General features: G+C 69.7%; 22 protein-coding genes and 2 tRNA genes. 12 read left to right on the forward strand and 12 right to left on the reverse strand.

Going from position 1 to position 23608, the window contains the following annotated elements; translation table 11 throughout:
- Nucleotides 1-64 precede the first annotated feature (64 nt).
- The 5 genes from ABD324_RS22770 to ABD324_RS22790 form a co-directional block, all read right to left on the reverse strand.
- A complete protein-coding gene (locus tag ABD324_RS22770) occupies nt 65-2662 on the reverse strand; it encodes a hypothetical protein (protein WP_344420602.1) in 2598 nt (865 codons plus the stop codon).
- The gene (locus ABD324_RS22775) at nt 2659-4005 is read right to left on the reverse strand and encodes a hypothetical protein (protein ID WP_344420605.1); all 1347 of its coding nucleotides are present in this window, start codon (nt 4003-4005) and stop codon (nt 2659-2661) included. Before ABD324_RS22775 ends, ABD324_RS22770 begins: the two co-directional genes overlap by 4 nt.
- A 341-nt stretch (nt 4006-4346) precedes the next feature.
- A complete protein-coding gene (locus ABD324_RS22780; protein ID WP_344420608.1) occupies nt 4347-5255 on the reverse strand; it encodes a phosphotransferase enzyme family protein in 909 nt (302 codons plus the stop codon).
- A 56-nt stretch (nt 5256-5311) separates the two neighbouring features.
- The gene (locus tag ABD324_RS22785) at nt 5312-7117 is read right to left on the reverse strand and encodes a tyrosine-type recombinase/integrase (protein WP_344420610.1); all 1806 of its coding nucleotides are present in this window, start codon (nt 7115-7117) and stop codon (nt 5312-5314) included.
- A 91-nt stretch (nt 7118-7208) separates the two neighbouring features.
- Nucleotides 7209-7282, reverse strand: a tRNA-Gly gene (locus ABD324_RS22790).
- Between the two features lie 137 nt (nt 7283-7419).
- Here ABD324_RS22790 and ABD324_RS22795 point away from each other — a divergent pair.
- Nucleotides 7420-7496, forward strand: a tRNA-Pro gene (locus ABD324_RS22795).
- Nucleotides 7497-7562: 66 nt separating this feature from the next.
- Here ABD324_RS22795 and ABD324_RS22800 read toward each other — a convergent pair.
- Complete coding sequence (locus ABD324_RS22800; protein ID WP_344420613.1) at nt 7563-7814, reverse strand: DUF4242 domain-containing protein; 252 nt, start codon at nt 7812-7814, stop codon at nt 7563-7565.
- Between the two features lie 57 nt (nt 7815-7871).
- On the opposite strand from ABD324_RS22800, the gene ABD324_RS22805 reads away from it, so the two are divergent.
- The 5 genes from ABD324_RS22805 to ABD324_RS22825 all read left to right on the forward strand — a co-directional run bounded on the left by ABD324_RS22805 (nt 7872) and on the right by ABD324_RS22825 (nt 12280).
- Nucleotides 7872-8879 (forward strand): AraC family transcriptional regulator, encoded by a 1008-nt coding sequence (locus tag ABD324_RS22805; protein WP_344420616.1) that lies wholly within the window; start codon nt 7872-7874, stop codon nt 8877-8879.
- A 133-nt stretch (nt 8880-9012) separates the two neighbouring features.
- A complete protein-coding gene (locus tag ABD324_RS22810; RefSeq protein WP_344420619.1) occupies nt 9013-9387 on the forward strand; it encodes a DUF7793 family protein in 375 nt (124 codons plus the stop codon).
- The gene (locus ABD324_RS22815) at nt 9384-10907 is read left to right on the forward strand and encodes a putative bifunctional diguanylate cyclase/phosphodiesterase (RefSeq protein WP_344420622.1); all 1524 of its coding nucleotides are present in this window, start codon (nt 9384-9386) and stop codon (nt 10905-10907) included. The genes ABD324_RS22810 and ABD324_RS22815 overlap by 4 nt, the downstream gene beginning before the upstream one ends.
- Nucleotides 10907-11683 (forward strand): class I SAM-dependent methyltransferase, encoded by a 777-nt coding sequence (locus ABD324_RS22820; protein ID WP_344421804.1) that lies wholly within the window; start codon nt 10907-10909, stop codon nt 11681-11683. The genes ABD324_RS22815 and ABD324_RS22820 overlap by 1 nt, the downstream gene beginning before the upstream one ends.
- A 45-nt stretch (nt 11684-11728) precedes the next feature.
- A complete protein-coding gene (locus tag ABD324_RS22825; RefSeq protein WP_344420624.1) occupies nt 11729-12280 on the forward strand; it encodes a DUF1707 SHOCT-like domain-containing protein in 552 nt (183 codons plus the stop codon).
- Here ABD324_RS22825 and ABD324_RS22830 read toward each other — a convergent pair.
- Together ABD324_RS22830 and ABD324_RS22835 are read right to left on the reverse strand one after the other, a co-directional pair.
- Nucleotides 12277-12426, reverse strand: coding sequence for a hypothetical protein (locus ABD324_RS22830; RefSeq protein WP_344420627.1), 150 nt, complete (start codon nt 12424-12426; stop codon nt 12277-12279). The two genes, ABD324_RS22825 and ABD324_RS22830, sit on opposite strands and share 4 nt — an antisense overlap.
- A 260-nt stretch (nt 12427-12686) precedes the next feature.
- Nucleotides 12687-13427 (reverse strand): HAD-IIA family hydrolase, encoded by a 741-nt coding sequence (locus ABD324_RS22835; protein WP_344421807.1) that lies wholly within the window; start codon nt 13425-13427, stop codon nt 12687-12689.
- 84 nt (nt 13428-13511) lie between these two features.
- Between ABD324_RS22835 and ABD324_RS22840 the strand changes: the two genes are divergently transcribed.
- Complete coding sequence (locus ABD324_RS22840; RefSeq protein ID WP_344420630.1) at nt 13512-14339, forward strand: hypothetical protein; 828 nt, start codon at nt 13512-13514, stop codon at nt 14337-14339.
- Nucleotides 14340-14418: 79 nt separating this feature from the next.
- Here ABD324_RS22840 and ABD324_RS22845 read toward each other — a convergent pair whose 3' ends face one another.
- From ABD324_RS22845 to ABD324_RS22855, 3 genes are all read right to left on the reverse strand, one after another.
- Nucleotides 14419-15234: an Fpg/Nei family DNA glycosylase gene (locus ABD324_RS22845; RefSeq protein WP_344420633.1), complete on the reverse strand. Its 816-nt coding sequence runs from the start codon at nt 15232-15234 to the stop codon at nt 14419-14421.
- Nucleotides 15235-15317: 83 nt separating this feature from the next.
- The gene (locus tag ABD324_RS22850; protein ID WP_344420636.1) at nt 15318-16127 is read right to left on the reverse strand and encodes an Fpg/Nei family DNA glycosylase; all 810 of its coding nucleotides are present in this window, start codon (nt 16125-16127) and stop codon (nt 15318-15320) included.
- Nucleotides 16120-16581 carry a ribose-5-phosphate isomerase gene (locus ABD324_RS22855; protein ID WP_344420639.1) on the reverse strand — a complete coding sequence of 154 codons (462 nt, stop codon included), beginning with the start codon at nt 16579-16581 and terminating at the stop codon, nt 16120-16122. The genes ABD324_RS22850 and ABD324_RS22855 overlap by 8 nt, the downstream gene beginning before the upstream one ends.
- Nucleotides 16582-16598: 17 nt before the next feature.
- On the opposite strand from ABD324_RS22855, the gene ABD324_RS22860 reads away from it, so the two are divergent.
- Nucleotides 16599-17255 carry a DUF429 domain-containing protein gene (locus ABD324_RS22860; protein ID WP_344420641.1) on the forward strand — a complete coding sequence of 219 codons (657 nt, stop codon included), beginning with the start codon at nt 16599-16601 and terminating at the stop codon, nt 17253-17255.
- A 97-nt stretch (nt 17256-17352) separates the two neighbouring features.
- Here the strand turns inward: ABD324_RS22860 and ABD324_RS22865 are convergent, their stop codons facing one another.
- Nucleotides 17353-17706, reverse strand: coding sequence for a nuclear transport factor 2 family protein (locus ABD324_RS22865; RefSeq protein WP_344420644.1), 354 nt, complete (start codon nt 17704-17706; stop codon nt 17353-17355).
- Between ABD324_RS22865 and mobA the strand changes: the two genes are divergently transcribed.
- From mobA to ABD324_RS22885, 4 genes are all read left to right on the forward strand, one after another.
- Nucleotides 17705-18379 carry a molybdenum cofactor guanylyltransferase gene (gene mobA, locus ABD324_RS22870; protein ID WP_344420646.1) on the forward strand — a complete coding sequence of 225 codons (675 nt, stop codon included), beginning with the start codon at nt 17705-17707 and terminating at the stop codon, nt 18377-18379. The two genes, ABD324_RS22865 and mobA, sit on opposite strands and share 2 nt — an antisense overlap.
- Nucleotides 18376-19101, forward strand: coding sequence for an MBL fold metallo-hydrolase (locus tag ABD324_RS22875; RefSeq protein ID WP_344420649.1), 726 nt, complete (start codon nt 18376-18378; stop codon nt 19099-19101). The genes mobA and ABD324_RS22875 overlap by 4 nt, the downstream gene beginning before the upstream one ends.
- A 96-nt stretch (nt 19102-19197) precedes the next feature.
- The gene (locus ABD324_RS22880) at nt 19198-21762 is read left to right on the forward strand and encodes a glutamate--cysteine ligase (protein ID WP_344420652.1); all 2565 of its coding nucleotides are present in this window, start codon (nt 19198-19200) and stop codon (nt 21760-21762) included.
- A gap of 78 nt (nt 21763-21840) precedes the next feature.
- A complete protein-coding gene (locus tag ABD324_RS22885; RefSeq protein ID WP_344420655.1) occupies nt 21841-23607 on the forward strand; it encodes an N-acetylglutaminylglutamine amidotransferase in 1767 nt (588 codons plus the stop codon).
- Nucleotide 23608: the final 1 nt, after the last annotated feature.

Below are 23608 nucleotides of genomic sequence, written 5' to 3' on the forward strand. Positions count from 1 at the left end.
TATATTGGCATCCGCGGCGATCGACCGCACGGCGGGACTAAGAGGCAATTTCTCGGGCACACCGTCAGACAGCGACCGCTTTATCCGCATCATAAACACTCTGGGCGAAAGCGTAAAAGTCAATGTACGCGTCCTCGGGCCACTCGCCGAGAGGCAACCCCATCTGCCTGGCGCGCGATCCGCTGGTCTTCACAAACTCCTTCCCCTGGAGAACAGAAAAGAGGTTACCGTAGCCGGACGCGTCGATTAGCTCCGCAATCTCAACGGCGCACTCCAAGTTGCCGCTACGGAGTGCAGTGGCACCAATAGTGCCATACCCCCAGACAACTATCTCAACTTCTTGACTCTCGCCCAATGCGCCAACCAAGCTCATGTACTGCTTCAGCGCAGGGCGCCAGAACTTGGTATCCCGCGTCGCCGCCCAGGAGGCCAATCTTACAGTTTCGGAACGCCTAGACTCGTCAAAGTACTTCTCAATCAACCTGAGAGTTTCGACCCAAGTGACGCTATCCCCCAACTCCAAGGAGCGGCGCCCAATCGCCACAACGAGCGATGTGAAGTCATCCAGACTGTCCTTGTCTTTTGGACCGCGCAGAACCTTGCCCGCAGCGTAGAGAATCGTCGAATCAAAGAAGCCGCCGCACTGGAGGTATCTCTTGGCCATCTGCGTACTACGATCACTTCTCTCTTTTGGACTCAGAGCCTTAGTAAGAACAAGATCGCCGAGAACCTGACCAGGATGACTTACCGGCATCCGCGCAAAGTCTGACTCGGTGATGCTCTGACGCGGGTCACCAGTCTCCCGCGCCAGTGCACGTCCAACACTCACAAGGTCCCTAATTCGTCGCCGACGCACAACCGATGCTGAATGGTGAAACGTATACAGAAGGTCCGTCGGCAAGGGAGCAACCGAGAAGGCAGCAGTTATGTCGCCCTCGTCCTCGAGCTTGAAGCACAGACTTGCCAGAGCAGTACAGTCCCGGCCGACACGGTCGACGATCGCGAGTGGCCTAACCTGCAAGCTGGACCGAATCCGGCGGACAGTTGATGCCTTCGGCATCCTTTCCGGAGATGGCTCGACGGCCGCTATCACCTCACCCGAATTCACCACTGAGCCGACTGGCTTCAGAATGACGAGCTCCCTGACCCCTTGCGTCGGATCGCTAAGGATCTTCGATGCGCTCGTCAGCCTTGGCACGATAAACCCGCGTCGAGTGGCCCGGATCAACGCGGCCCTGTCTGAGTAACCCGCGTCAACCTCTATCCGGATGCCAGTCTCGCTCTCGGCGACATGATTGATGCGTACACACTCTGACTGCATAAGCCCAAAGCGTCTTCCCGCCCGCCGGCTCTGACCGACCCGGCGCCGAAAATAGGTTTCCGCGGCTACCGTAGGGTCTGTAGTTCTCAACAACGTAGGGATCAGTAGCACGATACTGACTGCGAAACACAACATTAGGGCGATCGCTGCCCACCTCTGAGAGATTTGGAGTTCATCGCTCCTGTAAACATTATCCATTAGTGCTAAAGGAATCAAAAGCAGCGCGCTAGCATACGAACTCCACACCTGCCAACCCTGAGCCGTCACTCGGGCAATGCCGCCCGGCAGCCTGTTATTGGAGAGGGTTATCGAAAATACATTGACAGTAACAAGCAAGGCCAAAAACGGCACGGCCTGCGAGATCCCTACGACAACCGGCGGAGTTACCCAGCCAAGAATGAAGGAAAGGATTCCAAGCGCTAGCGCAGATATGAGCACTGAGGCTATCCCAAGCAGGATCATCAGCCAACTGGGTACTTTTAGTCTCAATACACGATCTGGGCGCGACAAGTCGCCGGTTGCCGCCGCCGGAACCAGCCAACTATACCGCTTCGCCTGCTGGAGAAGACTGCCTTGTAGTGGCTTCGGCGCGGCAAACTTCACAAAGCTCTGAGCTCGCGGCTCTTTCCGTCTCTGTGTGACTAGCGAAAAAATCGAATGCAACAGATCCTGCTCGTCATTCGTGCCACTCTCGAAGACAGGAAGTGCCTGCTCATCTAGGTCTGGCCAGGCTACGAGTAGTTCGATAACCGCGTCCTTTGCAAATGAGGTCGCCGGAGTCCGAATATAAGGATCAACGGGAGTGAGCGCGATCAGCAGAGTTCGCTTGAGTAGCCGACTGGCATCCTCTCGCGGTAGGACGAGAGCAATCTTTCCGATGCAGGCAAGGAGAAATGGTAGCTTCTCACTTCCTCGGAGGTCCTGCTTTAGAAGCGCGTCTCGCACCTTGCTAGCCGTGAACGCCGTCTCCGAAAGATGCTGCCGGAGCCACGCGAAGACCAGAATCTGGAGCGGCCCGTTGGGCTCATCAAGCAGCTCGACGGCATGCCAAAATTCATCCTCCGATATTGGCGTATCCGCAGCTATCGAGCGGTGCAGCGGCCCGCGCTCAATCCACTCGACGAGCTCACTCGGTCGAACGCCACTGAGATTGAAAGATCGAATCCTCGGCAAAAGCAGTTTCGCACCAAACAGGACCAAGATTTTCGCTACTGGGCGCGGCCGAATTCGGAAGACCTTAGACTTCATTAGCAGGCGGGCAATTTCAGTCGCTACCGCCGTAAGAATCCGCGTTGTAGCTCGACGAATAACAAGCATGGCTACCGAGATACTGTCGGTCATCTCGCGCCATCTCCAGCCAATTGAATCCGTTTCACTGCGGGTGACATCATCGCCTGGCCAGGGAAATAGAGGTCCTTAGGTGGGTCAGCGAAGGTATCCGAAACAGTGCCCAAGACCTCCACAAGGCGCCCTCTTAGGTGACTCAGGCGCTCAATTGCTATCTCGGGATACAGGTCGATGGCCCGTCGCACCTCCGGAATGCCTGGAACTCCATTTCGAATAGCCCATACACGACCGGTTAGTAGGATCTCGATCCACATCGAGCGTTCAGATACAATCTCGAGAAAGGGCTCCAGATAGCTTACCCCGAGCGGGCTACCGATCTGATCGGAGCCGCTTAGGTGCATTGCTTTGGGCAGAGTTTTCGAGCCGTCCCCATCAATGACAATTGGCGCCCCCTCGGGCGTGAGACCAAGCAGGTCTTCTGGGCGAACTAGTCTGATATCAGTGAGCGGATTGTCGCCATAGTCGAGAATTCCGTTGCCGCACACAAAGAGATCGCGCATGAAATGCGCAAGATATTTGCGAATGAGAGTTCGTTCGACAGTCTCGCTTGCGCGCTGCATAACCTCCACGGCAGCGGAGCCGGTTACCCGGAAGTTAGTTGCCATGGCTGCCACAACACGATCCACTGCAGATCTAACCTCTGGCCTGCTGTTGTATATATACCGCATTAGTGGTGCTCGTTCCGCGATCTCCTTGGCGGAATAGGCTGGGCCACTGTAGGAGATATTTAGAAACGTTCCCTGAGCGATCGATTGTTGCCGGAGCTGGTCAGCTACAAACTTCCACCCGAACGCCCTGTTCGCATCTTTAACGCCGCGATGAGATGTTAGGTCGAGCCTGTTGGTTTCATCAGTCAGGGACGTGACATCGAGCTGGTCCGCACGAATTAGATTCTGTCGACCTAGAAGACTCGCCACGGTGGAGAGCGCCGCAACTATCTGCGTCTCGACGCTGTCGTTAGCCGAGATCATTATTCGGAATGGCTGCTCCTCCTTCGACCGCTTAGGGTCGTAGACAGTTGCCGCCTTACGTGAGCGAATCGCTTCAACGTCGTCGAGTGCGGCCCAACCTCCGGCCAGCTCAAGAAGCTTCTCAGGGGTTGTCTGGCGAAGGTGTGGAATTTCAGGAAGGGTGGCATCTATGTTAGCCAAAGGCAGCGAGCTGAAACTACTAAGAAGTGGATTCAGAAATCCATCATGCTGGAAGTGGGAGAACCGAATCACCATCGTCTCGCCGCGTCCGACAGTATCTGGACCGACGACCTTCAGCCCAGAGGCTATCTCCGCGAGAATTCGAGCAGACGCATCTGCGTGCTCTTGCGTTACAGTTTCGAGCATCGGCCCTCCAATATTGTCAAGCTATTCAACGCGAGGAGGCGCGCCCAGAGGATTCAAGTTAGGTCCTCTGACCTGAGGCTCGCTATCGCTTTCCGCCATGGTATGGCTAACTGATGTCGACGCAGCACTGCGACCGGTCCCTTTTCGCCAGAACAGCCGCCAGGGTCGATAAGCGGCTCCGCCACGACTACACTTTGACCCTGACAGGGTGCATGCCGGTTGCCCGACGCGATCGGCGGTAGGCAATGCCGCCAGTAGTGATGGGGCCGCAGTCCTCCCCCTCGAGTCGGACGACTATTACGACTTGCGATCATCCATGAGTAGCGTGGCACCTCTGGGGCTCAGAAAGGGCGCCAGGGCTTCTGCGTTTCACCGCTTCGCATCGTCGCCAGCCGAACTTGATACTCAGTGCGCACTTCCACGGCCTCCTGCACATTTTGCATCAGCCAGGTAGTCATCTTCAGCTCGTGAACACGTCGCAAGACATTGAACCCTGACCACGTCATGACATCAAATCCGTACGTCGCGGCGAAGAGTTCGTACTGCGGGGCTGACCACCAGCCTGCAGTAGCGTACTCCGTGGCAGTCATAGCGAGATCCCACTCGGGCTGCCCGACCGCAACGCGTTCAAAATCAATCAAGATCGGTACACCTCCGATGACCATGAGATTCTGAACGTGGGCATCTCCATGGGTGACGCTTACACCCAGAGGGAAGTCGAGGCTAGCTACAGCTTCGTTGAGCTCTGTCACGAGGTCGATGAGGAATCGTCGGTCCTCATCGGGAATGGGCGCGGCCTCGATGCGAGGGCGGACGCGGCCGAGGATGTCTTCCTGCGGGAGGTCGAACAAGGTCGGCACGGCTCGACTATGCAGATCTCGGAGGATGCTGGCGAGCGAAACCAGGTCGTCGGGGCTCCCTCGGCGGCCGTCGAGGTACTCCCAGAACGTGACCGGCGAGCCGCTGATGTCGAGAGGCTGGTCATCGGGGCCTCTCCAGACGCGGGCCGCTCTGATGCCTTCGTGCGAGAGCCATTGCGCGACAGCGACCTCCTTGGCCGCGGAGTCTCTGAACGCGGGGCCTCGGGCGATGCGGACGATCACCGGTGGGGTGCCCACGCGGAAGATCGCGTTCTCACCGAGGCGGATCAGCTCGGCGTCGGTGGGGTCGAGGCCTGCCGCGGCGCACGCCTCCCGCATGATCCGGGTAGCGGACGCGCGGCCGAAGGCCTCGCTCTGCTGCGTGCTCATCACCTCACAGGCTAGGGGCATTCGCGGTAGCGGGCCCACCCTGCCCGGACGTGCCGCTACTCCGTCCAGGGCGAGGTGACAAAGGTCAGAAGCGGCTCTGCCCCGCCGGCGAGCTGTACGTCCATCTCGTAGTCGCCGATCGCCTGGTCGTCACCGCCCGTCCTGCGGACCGCACCCGCGAGGATCTTGTGGAGGGCGATGGCATTCGTGGGGTCGGCCATCGTCGAGAAGGTCGCGATGTCCTGGCCCCGGTGCCGGAGAGACAGGGTGAGCAGTCTGGCGTCTGCCTGCGGTGGTGCGGGTGAAGGCGAGGACGGGGGTTCGACCGCCGGCCTGACAGGTGTGGGCTCTCGGCGCTGCTCGGCGACGACGAGCGGGCCGCCGTTGTGCCGCACCAGCGTTCCCCACTCCGTCAAGAGGACGAGCGACCGCTTCGCCGTGGCGAGCGAGACCCCGTGCCGCTCCACCAGCGTCGGAGCTGCCGGAGCCGGGTCGCCCGCTGCTAGGTGTCCCTCGTCGACGTCGCGGGCAACCGCTGCCGCGACCCGCTGGTACGGGTAGCGCGGGTCCGACCTGACCTGCTCCATGTCGTCCATCTCGACCGGGCGCGACGGCATTCCCGCGCCGAGTCCCTTAGCCGCTCGCTGGTCGGCCTCCGACACCCACGCCGAGTAGGCCTTGAGCGTCGTGGTTCCGCCGCCGCTGTGTCCGAGCCGGCCGGCGACCGTGCGCGGATCGACTCCGGCGGCGATGAGTTCGGTGGCCGTGTAGTGCCGGAGCTTGTGGATTGTCGTGTCGATTCCGAGGCGGGTCACCATCCGGTCGTACCGCTGGCTCACGCTGTCCGGGGTCCAGAACGTCGAGCCGTCGGGTGAGCTCGAGAAGAGGTAGGCATCCGGGCGTAGCTCCAAGCCCAGCGCGGCGGCTCGGGCCCGGCAGCGCTGCAGCTGGGCACGGAGCACCGCGACCGTCTCCTGATCGAGCGCGATCCGGCGCTCCTGGTGCGTCTTCAGCCCTGCTTCGGTCCAGCCGGCGCCGGGTTCCCTCCGGATCGCCTTCTGGAGCCAGAGCATCTCGCGGCCCGGCTCGAGGTCGACGGCGGAGACATGGATCCCGCACATCTCGCCCCGGCGTGCACCGACGGTCATCGACGTCCAGATGTAAGCGCCCCAGTCGGGATCACGCCACGACTCGGTGACGATGCGGGCGGCCTCAGCAGCGGTCGGCGGCCGCGGCTTGGGCGTCGGGGCCGGCGGCGGTTCGGCCTGCGCCATCGGGCTCACCGCCAGCCACCGCCACCGGACCGCCTTCTTGTACGCGCCGGAGAGGATGAAGTGGATGTGGCGCACCGTTGTCGGTGCGAGCGGCTTGCACTGGTGCGGCCGGCATCGCTCGCCGCACTCGTGGGCGTCCTCGGTGATGTGATCGACTCGACGCCTCCCCTTGCAGTGCGCGCGACAGCGAAGGAGCTCCCCGTAGAAGGAGTCGAGGATCTCGGCATCGAGCTGGCCGACACGCAGGTGTCCGAGCACAGGCGTGATGTGGTTCCGGATGTGCGTGCGGTAGAGGTCCAGCGTCGTCGGTGAACCGGAGAACTGGTCGAGGTAGCGCTCGAGGAGCTGGTCGATGGTCGCGTTGGTGCGCGGGGTCCGCTTCGCGGCGACCTCGGCCAGTAGCAAGCTCTTCGTGTCCTCCGCCTCGCGCCAGGCCCTCGGGCCGGCCGCGATGTCCTCGCGGAGGTAGTAGCGCTTGCCGGTCACGGGATCGATCCCGGCGTAGACGGTGACGCGCAGCCGGCCCTTGGGACGGGGCTCGATGGATCCCCGAGCCCGCCCGCTGGGAGGGCTTGATCGTCGTGGCATGAGCGGGACGCTAGGGGAACTTTCGCCCCCTTGGTGAACCCCTTGCGACGCTCCGAGCGGGCTCTGTGGGAGAGAAACCGCTGGTCAGAGGTGGAGCGGGCGACGGGAATCGAACCCGCGTAGCTAGTTTGGAAGACTAGGGCTCTACCATTGAGCTACGCCCGCGCGCGTCGGATCGCTCCGAGCACCGGGTAAGCCTAGCCGATCCTCGTCGTCGGTCCCGCCGGTACCCGGCGGCGTGGCGGTCCCGATCGGCCGAGGCCGCCGTCCGGTGTGGTGGTCGCCCCGTACACTCCCAGCGACGGGGTGTGGCGCAGCTTGGTAGCGCGCTCGGTTTGGGGCCGAGAAGTCGTGGGTTCGAATCCCGCCACCCCGACCACCGCCGGTGCGCTTCTGATCGACGACGCGGTGCCGGGCGGGGTCGACTCCCGCCCGGCACCGCCGCTCACTCGCCCTCCGCCACCGGCCAGATCTCGTCCGCGACGAGGCCGTGGGCCTCGCGGTGGACCTGCGCCGCCGCGGCGGCGTCCGGGGCCTCGACCAGGCAGAAGATCTTGCCGTTCTGCTCGTCCACCCAGTACCGCTGGTAGTTGACCCCGTGCGTAGCCTGGACCCGGAGATCGGCCTGATGGGCCTGGGCCACATCGTCGAGGCCGACCGTGCCATCCATCGTGTGCACGTCCATGAAGAGGGGCATCTCGGTTCCTTTCGCGGCCCTGCGGCCCTCGGGTTCTTCCTGACAGGAACGAGTCTCATGCCGCGGACCCGCACCGAGAATGACCGGGACACCGGCGAACCTGATCCGGCGCCCTCGCCCGCACTCGCCGCGGCGCTGGAGCGGCTGCGGCTGCAGGGCGCGGTGTTCCTGCGGGCCGAGTACCGCGAGCCCTGGGCCTACGAGTCGCTGCCGGGGCCCGTGACCGCGGACCTCCTGCGGCCCGGCGAGCGGCGGGTCATCCTGTTCCACGTCATCGCCTCGGGGCGCTGCTGGGTCACGGTCGGCGACGGCGAGCGGCACTGGGCCTCTGCCGGGGACGTCGTCGTGCTCCCCTACGGCGACCAGCACCGGATGGGCGGGACCGGGGACGCCGAGGTCGTCCCGATCACCACCTTCATGGACCCACCGCCGTGGCCGCAGATGCCGGTCCTGCGGCTGGGGACCGGCGGGAGCCTCACCGACGTCGTCTGCGGGTACCTGCACAGCACGGATCCGCTGTTCGATCCGGAGCTGCGGGTGTTCCCGCCGGCGTTCGTCGTGCGGCCGCCGCCCGGGCCCGCCGCCGACTGGGTGCGGGCCAACGTCGAGTTCGCCCTGGCCCGGACCGCGACGGGCGGCGTCCCCGCACTGGCGACCCGGCTGCCGGAGATGCTGCTGGTGGAGATCCTGCGCCTGCACCTGGCGAGCGCCCCGGCCGTCGAGCAGGGATGGGTCGCGGCGCTGCGCGACCCGGTAATCGCCCCCGCGATGGCGCTGCTGCACGGGGCGCCGGCGCACAGGTGGACCGTGACCGAGCTGGCGCGGGCCACGGCCGTCTCCCGTTCGCTGCTCGACGCCCGGTTTCGCGAGGTGCTCGGCCGCTCGCCCATCCGCTACCTCACCGAGTGGCGGATGCATCTCGCGCGGGACCTGCTCACGACCACGGACCTGGCCGTCGTCGTGGTGGCCCGGCGGGTGGGCTACGACGCGGAGGAGGCCTTCAGCCGGGCGTTCAAGCGACGGCACGGGGCGTCGCCGAGGGTCTGGCGGGCCGCCGCCGGATGATCGCGGCGAGCCCGCCGGCAACGGGCGCTGCTCCGACGCGAGGACGCGTCGACCGCTCGCTCGGACAGAGACATGGTCCTGCGGTAGGGCGACCTGGGTCCGTCCGAACGGCGGCTACCACTAGTGTGGTGCGATGACTGGGCCGACCTCGCCCGACGAGGTGATGGACGTCGCCGCGGAGCCGGACGGACTCGTCCGGCTCAGCTGGTCCCCGGGAACCCGGGTGACCGGGGAGCTGGCGGAGATCGCGATGGCGCGGGTCGACGCCGTCAACGGCGACACCGAGAACCCGCTGCTCGTGGCCATGCGCCTGACCGCGGAGGTCACCCGGGACGCGCGGATGGTGTTCGCGCGGAAGTGCTCGGCGAACCGGATCGCGCTCCTCGGCAGCTCCGCGGTGGACCGGGTGATGGCGAACTTCGCGCTCGGGGTGCGGACCCAGCCCGTCCCCACCCGGTTCTTCACCGACGAGGCCGCCGCCCTCGACTGGCTGCGCCGGGGCCGATGAGCGGGGACGACGCGCGGCTGGACCAGCTGGTGGAGCTGGTCGTCGAGCTGGCGTCGGGGCGGCTGGACCGGCGGATGGAGGTGTCCGCCGCGGCGGACCGGATCGACGCCGTCGTCATGGGCCTGAACATGATGGCCGAGGAGCTGCAGGCCCTCAACGGCGATCTCGAGGCGCGGGTCACCGAGCGGACCGACCAGCTGCGCACCGCCCAGCAGCAGCTCGAGCGGGTGGCGCTCTACGACCCGCTGACCGGCCTGGCCAACCGGTCGCTGCTCGCGGACCGGATCGAGCGGGCGATGGCGCACGCCGAGCACGGGGCCGCACCCCCGGCCGTCCTCGTGCTGGACCTGGACGGGTTCAAGGCCGTCAACGACTCGTTCGGGCACAGCGTCGGGGACCTGCTGCTGGTGGAGGTCGCGGACCTGCTGCGCCGGGTGGTGCACGAGACGGACACCGTGGCCCGGCTCGGTGGCGACGAGTTCGCCCTGGTGGTGCTCGACGGCGAGGTCGAGCGGGTGCTCGAGGTGGCGGACCGGGTGATCGCCGCGTTGCAACAACCGGTGCCGGCCGGCGGGCACGCCTGCTGGGTCGGCGCCAGTATCGGGGTGTGCTTCGCGACCCGCGGCCAGTCGTCCGAGACGCTGCTGCGAGACGCCGACACCGCGATGTACGCGGCCAAGGCGAGCGCGCCGGGCACCGTCCAGATCTACGAGCCCGCGATGCACGCCGCCGCGCTCGCCCGCGTCCGGCTCGCGGAGGACCTGCGCGAGGCGCTGGCCGCGAACCAGCTCAAGGTGCACTACCAGCCGATCATCGAGCTGGCCGGGCGGAACCTGGCGGGTGCGGAGGCGCTGGCGCGCTGGCACCATCCCGAGCGCGGGCCGCTGCCGCCGGAGGAGTTCGTGGCCGTCGCCGAGGCGACCGGGCTGGTCACGACCCTGGACACCTGGGTGCTCGACACCGCCGTGGCCCAGCTCGCCCGCTGGCGCGAGACGACGCTCGGGGACCGGCCCTTCGGCCTGCACGTCAACATCTCGCCGATCGGGTTCCGGGCACCGCGCTTCGCGGACACCGTGGCGGCGTGCCTGGCCCGCCACGGCGTGGCCGCCCGGGACCTGTTGCTCGAGGTCACCGAGACCCAGATGATGGGCGAGGACGCGCAGACCCTGCAGTCCATGGAGGTGCTGCGGTCCGCGGGCGTCGGCGTGGCGATCGACGACTTCGGGACGGGCTGCTCGTCGCTGACCTACGTGCGGCGGCTGTTCGTGGACCTCATCAAGATCGACCGGTCGCTCGTCACCGGGGTGGACCGGGACCCGCACCAGCACCGGGTCGCCGCCGCGATCCTCGCCGTGGTGGACGCGTTCGGGCTGGCCGCGGTCGCGGAGGGCGTCGAGACCGAGGAGCAGGCGGCGGTGCTGACCGCGCTGGGCTGCCGCTACGGGCAGGGCTGGTTGTGGGGAAAGCCGCTCTCCCCGGCCGACATGACCCGACGGTTGCGTGCGACCGTTCACCGGTGATGTTCCGCAGGGTCCCGATCCTGGTCCACGTGATCCGGCTGGCCGTCCGCGCGCCGAAGGACGTGCGGTCGCGCTGGGACCGGTACTGGGCGGACTCGCGCGGGCTGGGCGACGGCGGCGACGTCCTCTGGGACACCGGGGACACCGCCGAGGCCTCCCGCTACCTGGGCCTGCTGGCCGAGCACGCCGATCCCGCGCTGCCCGTGGTCGACCTGGCCTGCGGGAACGGGCGGTTCACCCGCTCCCTCGCCACGAGGTTCCCCCGGGTCGTGGGGGTCGACATCGCGCCGCACGCCGTGTCGCTCGCGCAGGCGGAGGGCGGGGACTTCCGGGTCGGCGACGCGACCGATCCCGCGCTGGCCGCCGCGCTGCACGAGGAGCTGGGCGACTGCACCGTCTTCATCCGCGGGCTGCTGCACACCCTCGACGCCGGGGCGGCCCGCCGGGTCGGTGACGCGGCATCGACCCTGGTCGGGCGGGCGGGTGTGGTGCTGATCGCCGAGACCGACTACCGGGGGCCGCTGCTCGGCTACCTGGAGAGCCTCGGCGCCGGGCCGCGCGGGCTGCCCGGACCGCTGGCCCGCGCCGTGTCCAGCGGGATCCCGCGCCCGCACCCGTTCGGCGACGACGAGCTGGCCGCCGCCTTCCCGCCCGAGCGCTGGGAGCGGGTGCTGGTGGACCACTCCGCGACGATCTCGGCGGTCCCGATGCGGACGGAAGGGGTGCGCGAGGCGATACCCGGACACGTCGCCGTCCTCCGTCCGGTCCATCCGTGACAAAGGGCATGGCACCCGTGGGCGTCGCGGGCCGATGATCGGGGCATGGACCCCAGGCCCGAGCTGCGCGCGTCGGATTCGGAGCGCGCGGCCACGCTGCAGCACCTGCAGGACGCGCTGGCGCACGGCCGGATCACCCTGAGCGAGTTCGACGAGCGCAGCCGGGACACCTCCGCCGCGATCACGCTGGGCCAGCTCGCCGCGGTGACCGCCGACCTGCCCGGCACCACCCCCGCCGTCCCGCAGGAGCGGCTGGAGCTCGGCCGCACGATCGGCTCGGTGAAACGCTCGGGGAACTGGCGGGTGCCGCAGGAGCTGGTGCTGCGCGCCCGGTTCGGCTCGGTGGAGCTGGACCTGTCCGAGGCCGAGATCCCGCACGAGATCGTGACGGTGGACGTCGACGTGATCGCCGGCTCGATCGAGATGCGGCTGCCCGAGGGCGCGTCGGCCGGGTTCGCGCAGCTCGACGTGATGTTCGGGAGCACCGAGGACCACCGGCGCAGCACCGGGACCGGCCCGCACTTCGAGTTCCGGGGCCGGGTGCTCGCCGGGTCGGTCGAGCTGCGGGGGCCGAAGCGGCGGTTGTTCGCGCGCTAGGCCGCTTGTCTGTCGTCCCAGGTCCATTGCGGCGTCATGTCCGCCGCGCAGTCCGGGCACGTGATGTCGAAGCCCTCGGACTCCTCGGCGGGGAGCTCGGCGTAGGAGCCGCAGCCTGCGCAGCTCCACCAGACGGTGTCACCCATTGGTCCGAGGGTAATCACACTCGTGTGATTCGCAAGCGCAACACGGGATGCGACATCCCCGGCCCATGCGTAACGCACCGGTTCGACCGGGCGAGTTCTACCCCAGGCGCGTCACCCGTTCGGGTACCGAGAAGGTTCTCCGGGCGGGCCACGCCGACCCCGCGGCCGGGAGAACCCCTCCCTCACCGGCCGTAGGTCCACGCCGACAGTGCCCGTCGGCGTGGACCGCCAGGGGTCCTCCCCCGGGCTCGGTGCACCGCTCAGACGTCGTCGACCAGCTCGGCGATCGAGGCGACGACGCGGCTCGGCCGGTACGGGTACCGGTCCACCGCCTCGGCCTTCATGATCCCGCTGAGCACCAGGACCGTCCGCATCCCCGCCTCCAGGCCGGCGATGACGTCGGTGTCCATCCGGTCGCCGATCATGACCGTGGTCTCCGAGTGGGCGCCCAGGCGGTTCAGCGCGGCGCGCATCATCAGCGGGTTGGGCTTGCCCACGAAGTAGGGCTCGACGCCGGTGGCCCTCGTGATCAGGGCGGCGACCGATCCGGTGGCGGGCAGCGAGCCCTCGTTCGACGGCCCCGTGGCGTCCGGGTTGGTGGCGACGAACCGGGCACCCCGCTCGACCAGGCGGATCGCGGTCGTCACCGCCTCGAAACTGTAGGTGCGGGTCTCGCCGAGGACGACGTAGTCCGGGTTCGAGTCGGTGAGGACGTAGCCGATCTCGTGCAGGGCGGTGGTGAGCCCGGCCTCGCCGACGACGTACGCCGAGCCGCCGGGGCGCTGCTGGTCCAGGAAGGTCGCCGTGGCCAGCGCGGAGGTCCAGATCGACTCCACCGGGACGTCGATCCCGGAGTTGCGGAGCCGGAACTGCAGGTCCCGCGGGGTGTAGATCGAGTTGTTGGTGAGGACGAGGAACGGCGTGCGGGTTTCGCGCAGACGGTTCACGAACGCGTCCGCGCCCGGGATGATGGCGCCTTCGTGGACGAGCACGCCGTCCATGTCGGTCATCCACGCCTCGACGGGCTTGGACAGCTGGGTGTCGGACACGGCGGCGAGCCTACGCGCGGGAACCTTTGCGCCCGGATGTCCGTTGTCGGGGTCGAGACCGTAGATCAGGGAGATGTCGTGGACCTCGTGACCATCGTCGTGCTGCTCGCCATCGTGGCGGGCGTCGTCTGGCTGGTCCGCAACCGGGGCGCAGGCCAGGCCAAGCAGCTCGAGGACGCCAAGGCGGACGCGCGCCGCTGGCTCGAGCGGCTCGGCGGGCAGGTGCTCAACCTCGTCGGGACCAACGAGGCCGCCAAGCAGGCCATCGCGGACGCCTCCGAGCGCTACAACGCCGCCGGCTCCCAGATGGAGCAGGCGAAGACGCAGGCGCAGGCCCGCGGCGTGACCGAGACGGCCTACGAGGGCCTCTACTACGTGCGCGCGGCGCGCCTGGCCATGGACATGGACCCGGGCCCCGAGCTGCCGCCGCTGCCCGGCCAGGCCCGCGCCGGTGCGGTCACCGAGGACCGGGACGTCGACGTCGAGGGGCAGAGCTACAGTGCCTCGCCGCGCCCGTCGGACCGCAACTCGCACTACTACCCCGGCGGCAACGTCGCGGGTCGTCCGGTCCCGGCCGGCTGGTACTCCGAGCCCTGGTGGAAGCCGGCGCTCGTCGCGGGCGCCTGGGGCCTCGGCTCGGCCCTGCTGTTCAGCGCGATGTTCTCCGGCATGGCCGGCAGCGCCTACGCGGACGGCTACTCGGACGCGATGGCGGCCGACATGGGCGCCGGGGGCGACGGCTCCGGGGACGCCGGCGGAGGGGACTTCGGCGGGGACGGCGGGAGTGACTTCGGCGGCGGTGACTTCGGGGGCGGGGGCGACTTCTTCGGCGGCGGGGACGGCGGCGGAGGTTTCGACTTCTGATCAACGGGTACCTCAACCCTGGCCGGCACGATCGGCCCTTGCGACACAGGCCGGCCCGGAGTGCTCCATCCCGGGCCGGTCAGTGCTTTCCCGGCCGCTCCCCCTGGCAGGTCGGGCACCAGAAGAGGTTGCGGGCACGGTGGGACTCCCGGGCGATCGGGGTCCCGCACACCAGGCAGGGACGGCCGGTGCGCCGGTAGGCGTAGACGGCGCTCGCGCAGGCACTGTCCGGCTGGTCGCCGGCGCCGAGGGTCGCCTCCGTCACCGTCTCGATCCGGCCGCGGCGCTCGCCGTCCCGCATCATGGCGCGCAGGTCCGCCCAGAGCCGCTCCCAGTCGTCGCGGCCCAGGTCACGGCCCGGCAGCAGCGGCGGGAGGCCGCACCGGAACAGGGTCTCGGCGCGGAACACGTTGCCGACGCCGGCGATCACGCTCTGGTCCATCAGGAGCGTCGCGAGCGGGGCGCGGGAGCGGGAGATGCGGGCCCAGGCCTCGTCCGGGTCGGCGTCGCGGCGGAGCGGGTCGGGGCCGAGCCGGGCGAGGATCGCCTTGACCTCCACCTCGGTCAGGAGCTCGCAGGCCGAGGGTCCGCGCAGGTCGGCGTAGTGGGTGGGCCCGACGATCCGCATCCGGACCTGGCCGCGGGGCGGGTCCGCCGGCAGGCGGCGGTTGGGGAAGCGGCCCCACAGGCCGAGGTGGACGTGGACGACCAGGTCCGGACCGAACGTCTGGAAGAGGTGTTTGCCGTGGGCCTCGACGGACTCGAGCACCCGGCCGTCGACCAGCTCGGCGTCGGTCGCGAAGCGGCCCTGGGGGCTGGACACCTGGAGTGCGTGGCCCACGAACCGGCGGCGCTGCAGGCGCGCCATGCGGTGGAGGGTGTGGCCTTCGGGCATGCGACCGACCCTGCCCCGCCCGGCTCACCCCCGCACGTCGAACCCCTGTGAGTGGCGATGGTCGCCATGGCGACCATCGCCACTCACGAGGCTTGGCAGGTCGGGCACCAGAAGAGGTTGCGGGCCTGGTGGGTCGCGGTGCGGACCTCGGTGCCGCAGAGGTGGCAGGGCATCCCGGCGCGGCGGTAGACGTAGACCTCGCCGCCGTGGCGGTCCTTGCGGGCCGCGAAACCCTTGCGGCGGGGGTCGTCCTCGGGGCGGACCGTGTCGATCCGGCCCTTGCGTACGCCGTCCTTCATCAGCAGCACCAGATCGGCCGCCATCGCGTCCCAGGTGCCCCTGTCCAGGGCCTTCCCGGTGGTCTGCGGATCCAGGTTGTGCCGGAAGAGCAGCTCGGCGCGGTAGACGTTGCCGACGCCGGAGATCACCTTCTGGTCCATGAGCAGCGTGGCCAGCGGGGATGTGCTCTTCGAGATCCGCGTCCAGACGCGCTCGGGATCGAAGTCGCGGCGCAGCGGGTCGGGGCCGAGGCGGTCCCGGATCGCCAGGGCCTCGGCGCGGGTGAGCAGCTCACAGGCCGTCGGGCCGCGGAGGTCGGCGTAGTGGGTGTCGCCCTCCAGCCGGAGTCGCAGCTGGCCGCGCGGGGGCTCCACGGGCAGCTCGGCCTCGTCGAACGTGCCGTAGAGGCCGAGATGGACGTGGACGACCTCGTCCCGCCCGAAGGTGTGGAACAGGTGCTTGCCGTGGGCCTCCGCCCTGGTGAGCACCCGGCCGTCGAGAACGGCGGCGGCGTCGGCGAAGCGGCCCTGCGGGCTGGAGACCCGCACCGGCCGGCGGGCGAAGAGCTTCTGGTGGCGCTTCGCCAGCCGGTGGAGGGTGTGGCCCTCAGGCAATGATCTCGCCGGTGTCCTCGAACCGGGCGAGCTTGTCGATGCGCCGCTGGTGGCGCTCGCCCTCGGAGAACGGCGTGGTCAGGAACGCCTCGACGATCGCCGCGGCCTCCTCGAAGGTGTGCTGGCGGGAGCCGATCCCGAGCACCTGGGCGTTGTTGTGCTCGCGGGCGAGCTTGGCGGTGTCGGTGCTCCAGCCCAGGGCCGCACGGCAGCCCTTGACCTTGTTCGCGGCGATCTGCTCGCCGTTGCCCGAGCCGCCGATCACGATGCCCAGGCTGTCCTCGTCGGCGACGGTCCGCTGCGCCGTCTCGATGCAGGGCGCCGGGTAGTCGTCGTCCGGGTCGTAGGTGAGGGCGCCGACGTCCACGACGTCGATGCCCTGCCCGCCGAGGTGCTCCAGCAGGCGGGCCTTCAGCTCGAATCCGGCGTGGTCACTGCCGAGGTAGACGCGCACGGGTGGGATCCTGCCTCATGCGCGAGATCGCCGGGGTGGACGGGGTGCCCGGAGGGTGGGTCGTGGTGCGGGTGCCCTCGCTCCGCTGGGCCGTGGTGGGCTCGCCGGCGGAGGTGCTCGCGGCGGCGGAAGGGTGCGCAGCGGTGGGGGTGGACATCCCGCTCGCCGTGCCCGTCACCGGGTCCCGGTCGTGCGACGCCCTGTGCGCGGCACGGCTGGGTCGGGCGCGGTCGTCGGTGTTCCCCGCTCCCCCGCGGGCGGTGCTGCTGGCCGGCTCGCATCCCGAGGCGGTGGCGTTGTCGCGGGAGCTGACGGGGCGCGGGATCAGCATCCAGGCGTGGAACATCCGGCGGCAGATCCTGTCCTGGCTGGCGGTCCCCGTTCCGGACCATGTGGTGGAGGTGCATCCGGAGCTGGCGTTCCGCGGGCTCGCCCCGTCGGTCGGCTTCGCCGGGAAGAAGACAGCCCGGGGCGCCGGTCAGCGCATCGCGGCACTCTCGGGATGGGTGCCGCTGGACCGGGCGCTGGCCGACCTCCCCGCGGGTGCGAGGCTCGACGACTGCCTCGACGCCCTGGCCGCCACCTGGTCCGCCGCCCGCTTCGCCTCCGGGACCGCGGAGATCCTCGGCGGCGAGACGGGCGACGATGGCCGGCTCATGCGGGTCGCCGTCTGACATCCCGCGAGTCGGCAGTTCTCGGAGGCCGTGTGTGACGCCGACGACGTCGTCAGCGTGTCTCTCAGGCTCCCGAAAGTGCCGACTCGCGGGGTTGTCAGGTGGGGAGCTTGTCGAGGAAGCCGATCACCTGGGTGATGCGGCCGTCCTCGGCGAGGGTGACGCCGTCGGCGCCGATCACCGGGGGCTCGACGCCCTGGGGGCCCAGGCCCCAGCGGAAGCGGACGACGTCGTGGTGGGCGTCGGCCGCGCCGACCGGGGTGAAGGTGAAGCCCGGGAACTGCTGGTGCACCCCGCCGATCAGGGCGGTGATGGCGGCGTGGCCGGTGACGTCGGCGAGGGGGTCGACGTAGCGGGCGTCCTCGGTGAAGACCGCGGCGACGGCCTCGGCGCGGGCCGCGTCGTCGGTGGTGTTCCAGGTGGTCAGGTACTCGTTCACGATGTCGGTCATGGCTCTCAGCCTGGGGGCCGGGCGGACGCCGGTCGATGACCTCGGAGGTAGGGTGCGGGCCGTGCGGACGGCGGGGATCGTGCTGGCCGGGGGCCGGTCCTCGCGGATGGGCCGGCCGAAGGCGTGGCTGGACTGGGGCGGGCGACCGCTGCTCGCGCACGTCGTCGGGATCGTCGCGGGGGTGGTCGACGGGCCGGTGGTCGTCGTCGGGGCGCCGGGGCAGGAGCTGCCCGGGGTTCCGGCGGAGGTCGTCGAGGATCCGGTCGAGGGGCGGGGGCCGCTGCAGGGGATCTCGGCGGGGCTCACCGCGCTCGAGGGCCGGGCGGACGCCGCGTTCGTCGCGTCCGTGGACCTGCCGTTCCTGCAGCCCGCCTACGTCCGGCGGGTGCTGGCGATGCTCGGGGACCACGCCGTCCTGCTGCCGGTTGCGCACGGTCACCATCAGCCGCTCGCCGCCGCCTACCGGACCGATCTCGCCCCGACCGTCCGGGCCCTGCTCGACGAGGGCCGCGGGCGGCCGCCGGACCTCTTCGCGACCGTGGACGTCCGACGCGTCGATCCCGCCGCCCTGCTCGCGGATCCGCTCCTCGCCGCAGCCGATCCGGAGCTGTCGTCGCTGGTCAACGTGAACACGCCGGAGGAGTACGCCGCGGCGCTGGAGCGGCGGGGATGAGCTGGCTCGAGCTCGGGCGCGGGGTGTTCGCCCGGCGGGATCCCGACGAGCTCGACCTGACGACCGGGCTCGTCCTGGGTGCCGAGCGGGCGCTCGTGATCGACACGGACCGTGACCTCGCGCGCGGAGCCGCCCTGGCCGCCGCGGTGCGGGAGGTGACCGCGCTGCCGGTCACGGTCGTCCTCACCCACGGGCATTTCGACCACTGCTTCGGGACCACCGCGTTCCTGCCCTGCCCGGTCCTCGCGCATCCCGGCTGCCGGGCGTTCCTGGAGCGGTCGGAACAGACCACACGGTGGGCGCCGGAGTTCCCGTCGATCGCGGAGGTGGATCCCGTGGTGCCGACGACGGCGCCGGGGCTGGTCGACCTCGGCGGGCGGCTGGTGCGGTTGTTGCCCCAGGCGCCGGCGCACACGGACCACGACCTGGCGGTGCACGTGCCGGACGCGGACGTGCTGTTCGCCGGGGACCTGGTGGAGAACGGGACCCCCGACTACGAGGACGCCCACCCGCTGACCTGGGCGGACGCCGTCGCCGGGCTCCCCCGCGCCGGGACGGTCGTGCCGGGGCACGGGGATCCTCTCGGCGCCGCCGAGGTCGTTGCGCAGCAGGCGGAGCTGGCCGAGGTGGCCGGGTTGGCGCGGGCGGTCGCGGCCGGGGAGATCGACCGGGCCGAGGCGGACGCGCGGTCACCGCATCCGGGCGTGCCCTGGACGTCGTAGACGTGTGTTTCGGCCTCCCGAAAGTGCCGACTCGCGGGACGTGGGGGTCGCCTCGGGGCTATACGGATGTAACAAAGCGCGCCTAGCGTCACCCGTATGAGTGCCGCCGCGAGACCTCTGCTCGGGGTGGAGGAGGAGTTCCACGTCGTCGACCTGACGACGCGGCGGGCCGCGCCCGAGGCCGAGGTGCTGCTCGGGGAGCTCGACGGCGCCGAGTTCGCCCGGGAGCTGCAGCGCTCGCTGGTGGAGACCAACACCCCGGTCTGCGCGACGCTCGACGAGCTGGGCGGGCACCTGCGGCGGCTCCGGCGGAAGCTCGAGTCGGTCGCCGAGCCGCAGGGGCTCGGGATCGTGGCGGCGGGGACCGTCCCGCTGGTCGACCTCACCGGCGACGACATCTCCGCAGGCGCCCGCTACGAGAAGATGCAGCACGAGTACCAGATGCTGGTGCGCGAGCAGCACATCTGCGGCGCGCAGGTGCACGTCGACGTGCCGGACCGGGACACCGCGGTGCAGGTCGTGCGGCGCGTCGCCCCGAGCCTGCCGCTGCTGCTGGCCCTGTCGGCGAGCTCGCCCTACTGGCGGGGGCACGACACCGGCTACGCGAGCTACCGGAGCATGGTCTGGTCGCGCTGGCCGACCGCGGGGCCGCCCGCGATGGTCGAGACGGGTGCCGAGTACGACGCCATGGTCGACCAGCTGATCGCCAGCGGCACGATCTCCGATCCGGGGATGCTCTACTTCGACATCCGGCCGAGCGCGCACGTGCCGACCGTCGAGCTGCGGGTGTGCGACGCCTGCACCGAGGTCGACGACGTCGTGCTGATCGCGGGCCTGTTCCGCGCGCTGGTGTGCCGCGCCCGCGCGGGGATCGACGCCGGCGACCCGCTCCCGACGCAGGGCCAGGAGCTGATCCGCGCGGCCTCGTGGCGGGCGGCGCGCAGCGGGCTGGAGGGAGATCTCGTCGATCTGACGGGACCCACGCTCGTCTCCCCGCCCCTGCTGATCGGGCGCCTGGTGCAGGAGCTGCGGCCCTGGCTCGAGGAGCTCGGCGACTGGGACACCGTGGTGGACCTGTCGCAGGCCACGCTGCTGCGCGGCTCGTCGGCGGCCCGGCAGCGGCGGATGTTCGGGCGCCGCGGCGAGCTGGTCGACGTCGTCGACGCCCTGATCGCGGGCACCCAGGGCCGCCCGCTCGCGCTCGACCCGCCCGTCGAGGCCCCGCACACGTCCGCGCTGCTCGTCGGCTACGAGCCCACCGGGTTCGACGAGGCCGTGTCGGCGACGGGCAGCCTGCCCGAGTACGGCTGGCTGGTCCGCGCGCTCGACCGGCTCGGCCCGCGCGGGATGACGGCGGCGCGGTCCGCGCTGGAGACCGAGCAGCGCGCCCGCGGGGTGACGTTCGGCCCCGACGACGGCACCGGCGGCCGGCTCTTCCCGCTCGACCTGGTCCCCCGGATCATCGACGCCGACGACTGGCAGGGCCTCACCGGCGGGCTCGCGCAGCGCGTCCGGGCCCTGGAGCTGTTCCTGCGCGACGTCTACGGCGAGCGCGCGATCGTGCGGGACGGGATCGTCCCGGCCACCGTCGTCGAGAACGCGCCGGGGCGGACCCGGCAGGGCGAGATCGTGCCCGGCGACGTCGTGCGGATCGCCGTTGCGGGGATCGACCTGGTCCGTGACGCCCCGGACCACTGGCTCGTGCTGGAGGACAACCTGCGGGTGCCGTCCGGGATCGGCTACTCGATCATGAGCAGGCGGCTGATCCGCAGCGTGATGAGCGATCTCGAACCGCCGGCCGGCGTCGTCGGGCTGGAGGACGTGCCCGGACGGCTGCGGGCCGCGCTGCTCTCCGCCACGGACTCGGGCAGCCCCGGGGCCGACGAGGTGGCGCTGCTGTCGGCCGGGCCGTCGGACTCGGCGTTCTTCGAGCACCGGCTGCTGGCGGACCAGATGGGCGTCCCGGTCGTCACCCCGCGGGACCTGCAGGTGACCGACGACGGGGTGTTCCTCGTCAGCGAGGGCGGCAAGCGGCGGCTGTCCGCGCTCTACCGGCGGATGGACGAGGTGGAGCTGATGACGGCGCGGGGCGCGGACATGCGCCCCGTCGGCCGGCAGCTGGCGGCCGCCGTGTCGCGCGGGCGGGTCGCGCTGCTCAACGCCCTGGGCAACGGGGTGGCCGACGACAAGCTCGTCTACGCCTACGTCCCGGCCATGATCCGCTACTATCTCGACGAGGAACCGCTGCTCGACTCCGTGCGGACCTATCCGTGCGTGGACGCCGAGGCGCGCGCCGAGGTCCTCGACCGGCTCGGTGAGCTGGTGCTCAAGCCGGTCGACGGCTACGGCGGGCAGGGCATCGTGATCGGCCCGCACGCCGAGCGCAGCGAGCTGACCGAGGTGGAGAAGGCGATCCGCACCGAGCCCGCGGCCTGGGTCGCGCAGGACCTGGTGGCGCTCTCGACCCATCCGACCTTCACCGGACGGCGGCTGGAGCCGCGCGCCGTGGACCTGCGGGCCTTCGTGTTCCAGAGCCAGTGGCACGGCAGCCCGCACCTCGACGTGGTGCCCGCGGCGTTGTCCCGCGTGGCCCCGCCGGGGAGTCTCATCGTGAACTCGTCGCGGGGTGGCGGCGCGAAGGACACCTGGATCCTGCGCTGAGGTCGTGAGTGCGGATGGTCGCTATGGCGACTATCCGCACTCACGGGGTCGGTGGGGTCTCGACGGGAGGAGTGGCGGATGTGTGGCATAGCCGGCGAGCTGCGGTTCGATGGGAGCCCGGCGGACCCCGCGGTGGTCGCCAGGATCACCGCGGCCATGGCGCGCCGCGGGCCGGACGGGACCGGGGTGCACGCCGCGGGGCCGGTCGCGCTGGGCCACCGCCGTCTCAAGATCATCGACCTGTCCGAGCGGGGCGCGCAGCCCATGGTCGACAGCGCGCTCGGGCTGGCGGTGGTGTTCAACGGCTGCATCTACAACTACCGCGAGCTGCGGGTCGAGCTGGAGGCCGCGGGCCACGCCTTCTTCTCGGACTCCGACACCGAGACGGTGCTCAAGGCCTACGCGCAGTGGGGTGCGGCGTGCGTCGAGCACTTCAAGGGGATGTTCGCGTTCGCGGTGTCCGAGCGGGACAGCGGGCGGCTGGTGCTGGGCCGGGACCGGCTCGGGATCAAGCCGCTGTACTACGCGGACGGCCCGGGGTACGTGCGGTTCGCCTCGACGCTGCCGGCGCTGCTCGCGGGCGGCGGCGTGGACACCGCCGTCGACCCGGTGGCGCTGCACCACTACATGACCTTCCACTCGGTGGTGCCCGCGCCGCGGACGATCCTGGCCGGCGTCCGGAAGCTGCCGCCGGCCACCGTGCGCACCTACTCCGCCGACGGGACGTTCACCGACCACGTCTACTGGCGGCCCGTCCACGAGCGGCGCTTCGACGTGCCGGACTGGAAGGAGGCGATCCTCGAGAGCCTGCGGACGGCGGTCCGGCGCCGGATGGTGGCCGACGTGCCGGTGGGCGTGCTGCTGTCCGGCGGGCTCGACTCGTCGCTGGTGGTGGCGCTGCTCGCGCAGGAGGGGCAGCGCGACCTCAAGACCTTCTCCGTCGGCTTCCACGCGGCCGGCGGCGAGAAGGGCGACGAGTTCGAGTACTCGGACCTCGTCGCGAAGGAATTCGGCACCGACCACCAGCAGATCCTCGTCGATCCCGCGCGGATGCTCCCGGCCGTCGACGACACGATCGCGGCGATGGGCGAGCCCATGGTCAGCCACGACTGCGTGGCCTTCTACCTGCTCTCGGAGGAGGTCTCCCGCTCGGTGAAGGTGGTGCAGTCCGGGCAGGGTGCCGACGAGGTGCTGGCCGGGTACGACTGGTACCCGCCGCTCGCCTCGGTGCCGCGGGAGGACGCCGTCGACGCCTACCAGGCGGTGTTCACCGACCGTCCGCACGCGGAGCTCGCGGAGATCCTCGAGCCCGAGTGGCTGCTCGACCACGACCCGAGCCGGGAGTTCATCCGCGCGCACTTCGCGGAGCCCGGGGCGGACCGCACGCTCGACGCGGCGCTGAGACTGGACAGCACGATCATGCTCGTGGACGATCCGGTCAAGCGCGTCGACACCATGACGATGGCCTGGGGGCTCGAAGCCCGGGTCCCGTTCCTGGACCACGAGCTCGTCGAGCTCGCCGCGGCGTGCCCACCAGAACTAAAACTCGCGCACGGCGGCAAGGGCGTGCTCAAGGAGGCGGCCCGCGGGGTCGTCCCGGACGCGGTCATCGACCGCCCGAAGGGGTACTTCCCGGTCCCGGCGATCCGGCACCTGGAGGGGCCCTTCCTGGAGCGCGTGCGGGCGGCCGTGACGGACCCTCGGGCGAAGGCGCGCGGCCTGGTGCGGGGAGACTGGCTCGAGGCGATGCTCGCGGATCCCAACGCGCGGCGTACCAACCTCGGGTCGAACGCGTTGTGGCAGGTAGCGCTGCTGGAGATGTGGCTGCAGGAGAGAGGGTTGTGAG

The sequence above is a fragment of the Pseudonocardia ailaonensis genome (assembly GCF_039531635.1).
GTDB classification, from domain to species: domain Bacteria; phylum Actinomycetota; class Actinomycetes; order Mycobacteriales; family Pseudonocardiaceae; genus Pseudonocardia; species Pseudonocardia ailaonensis.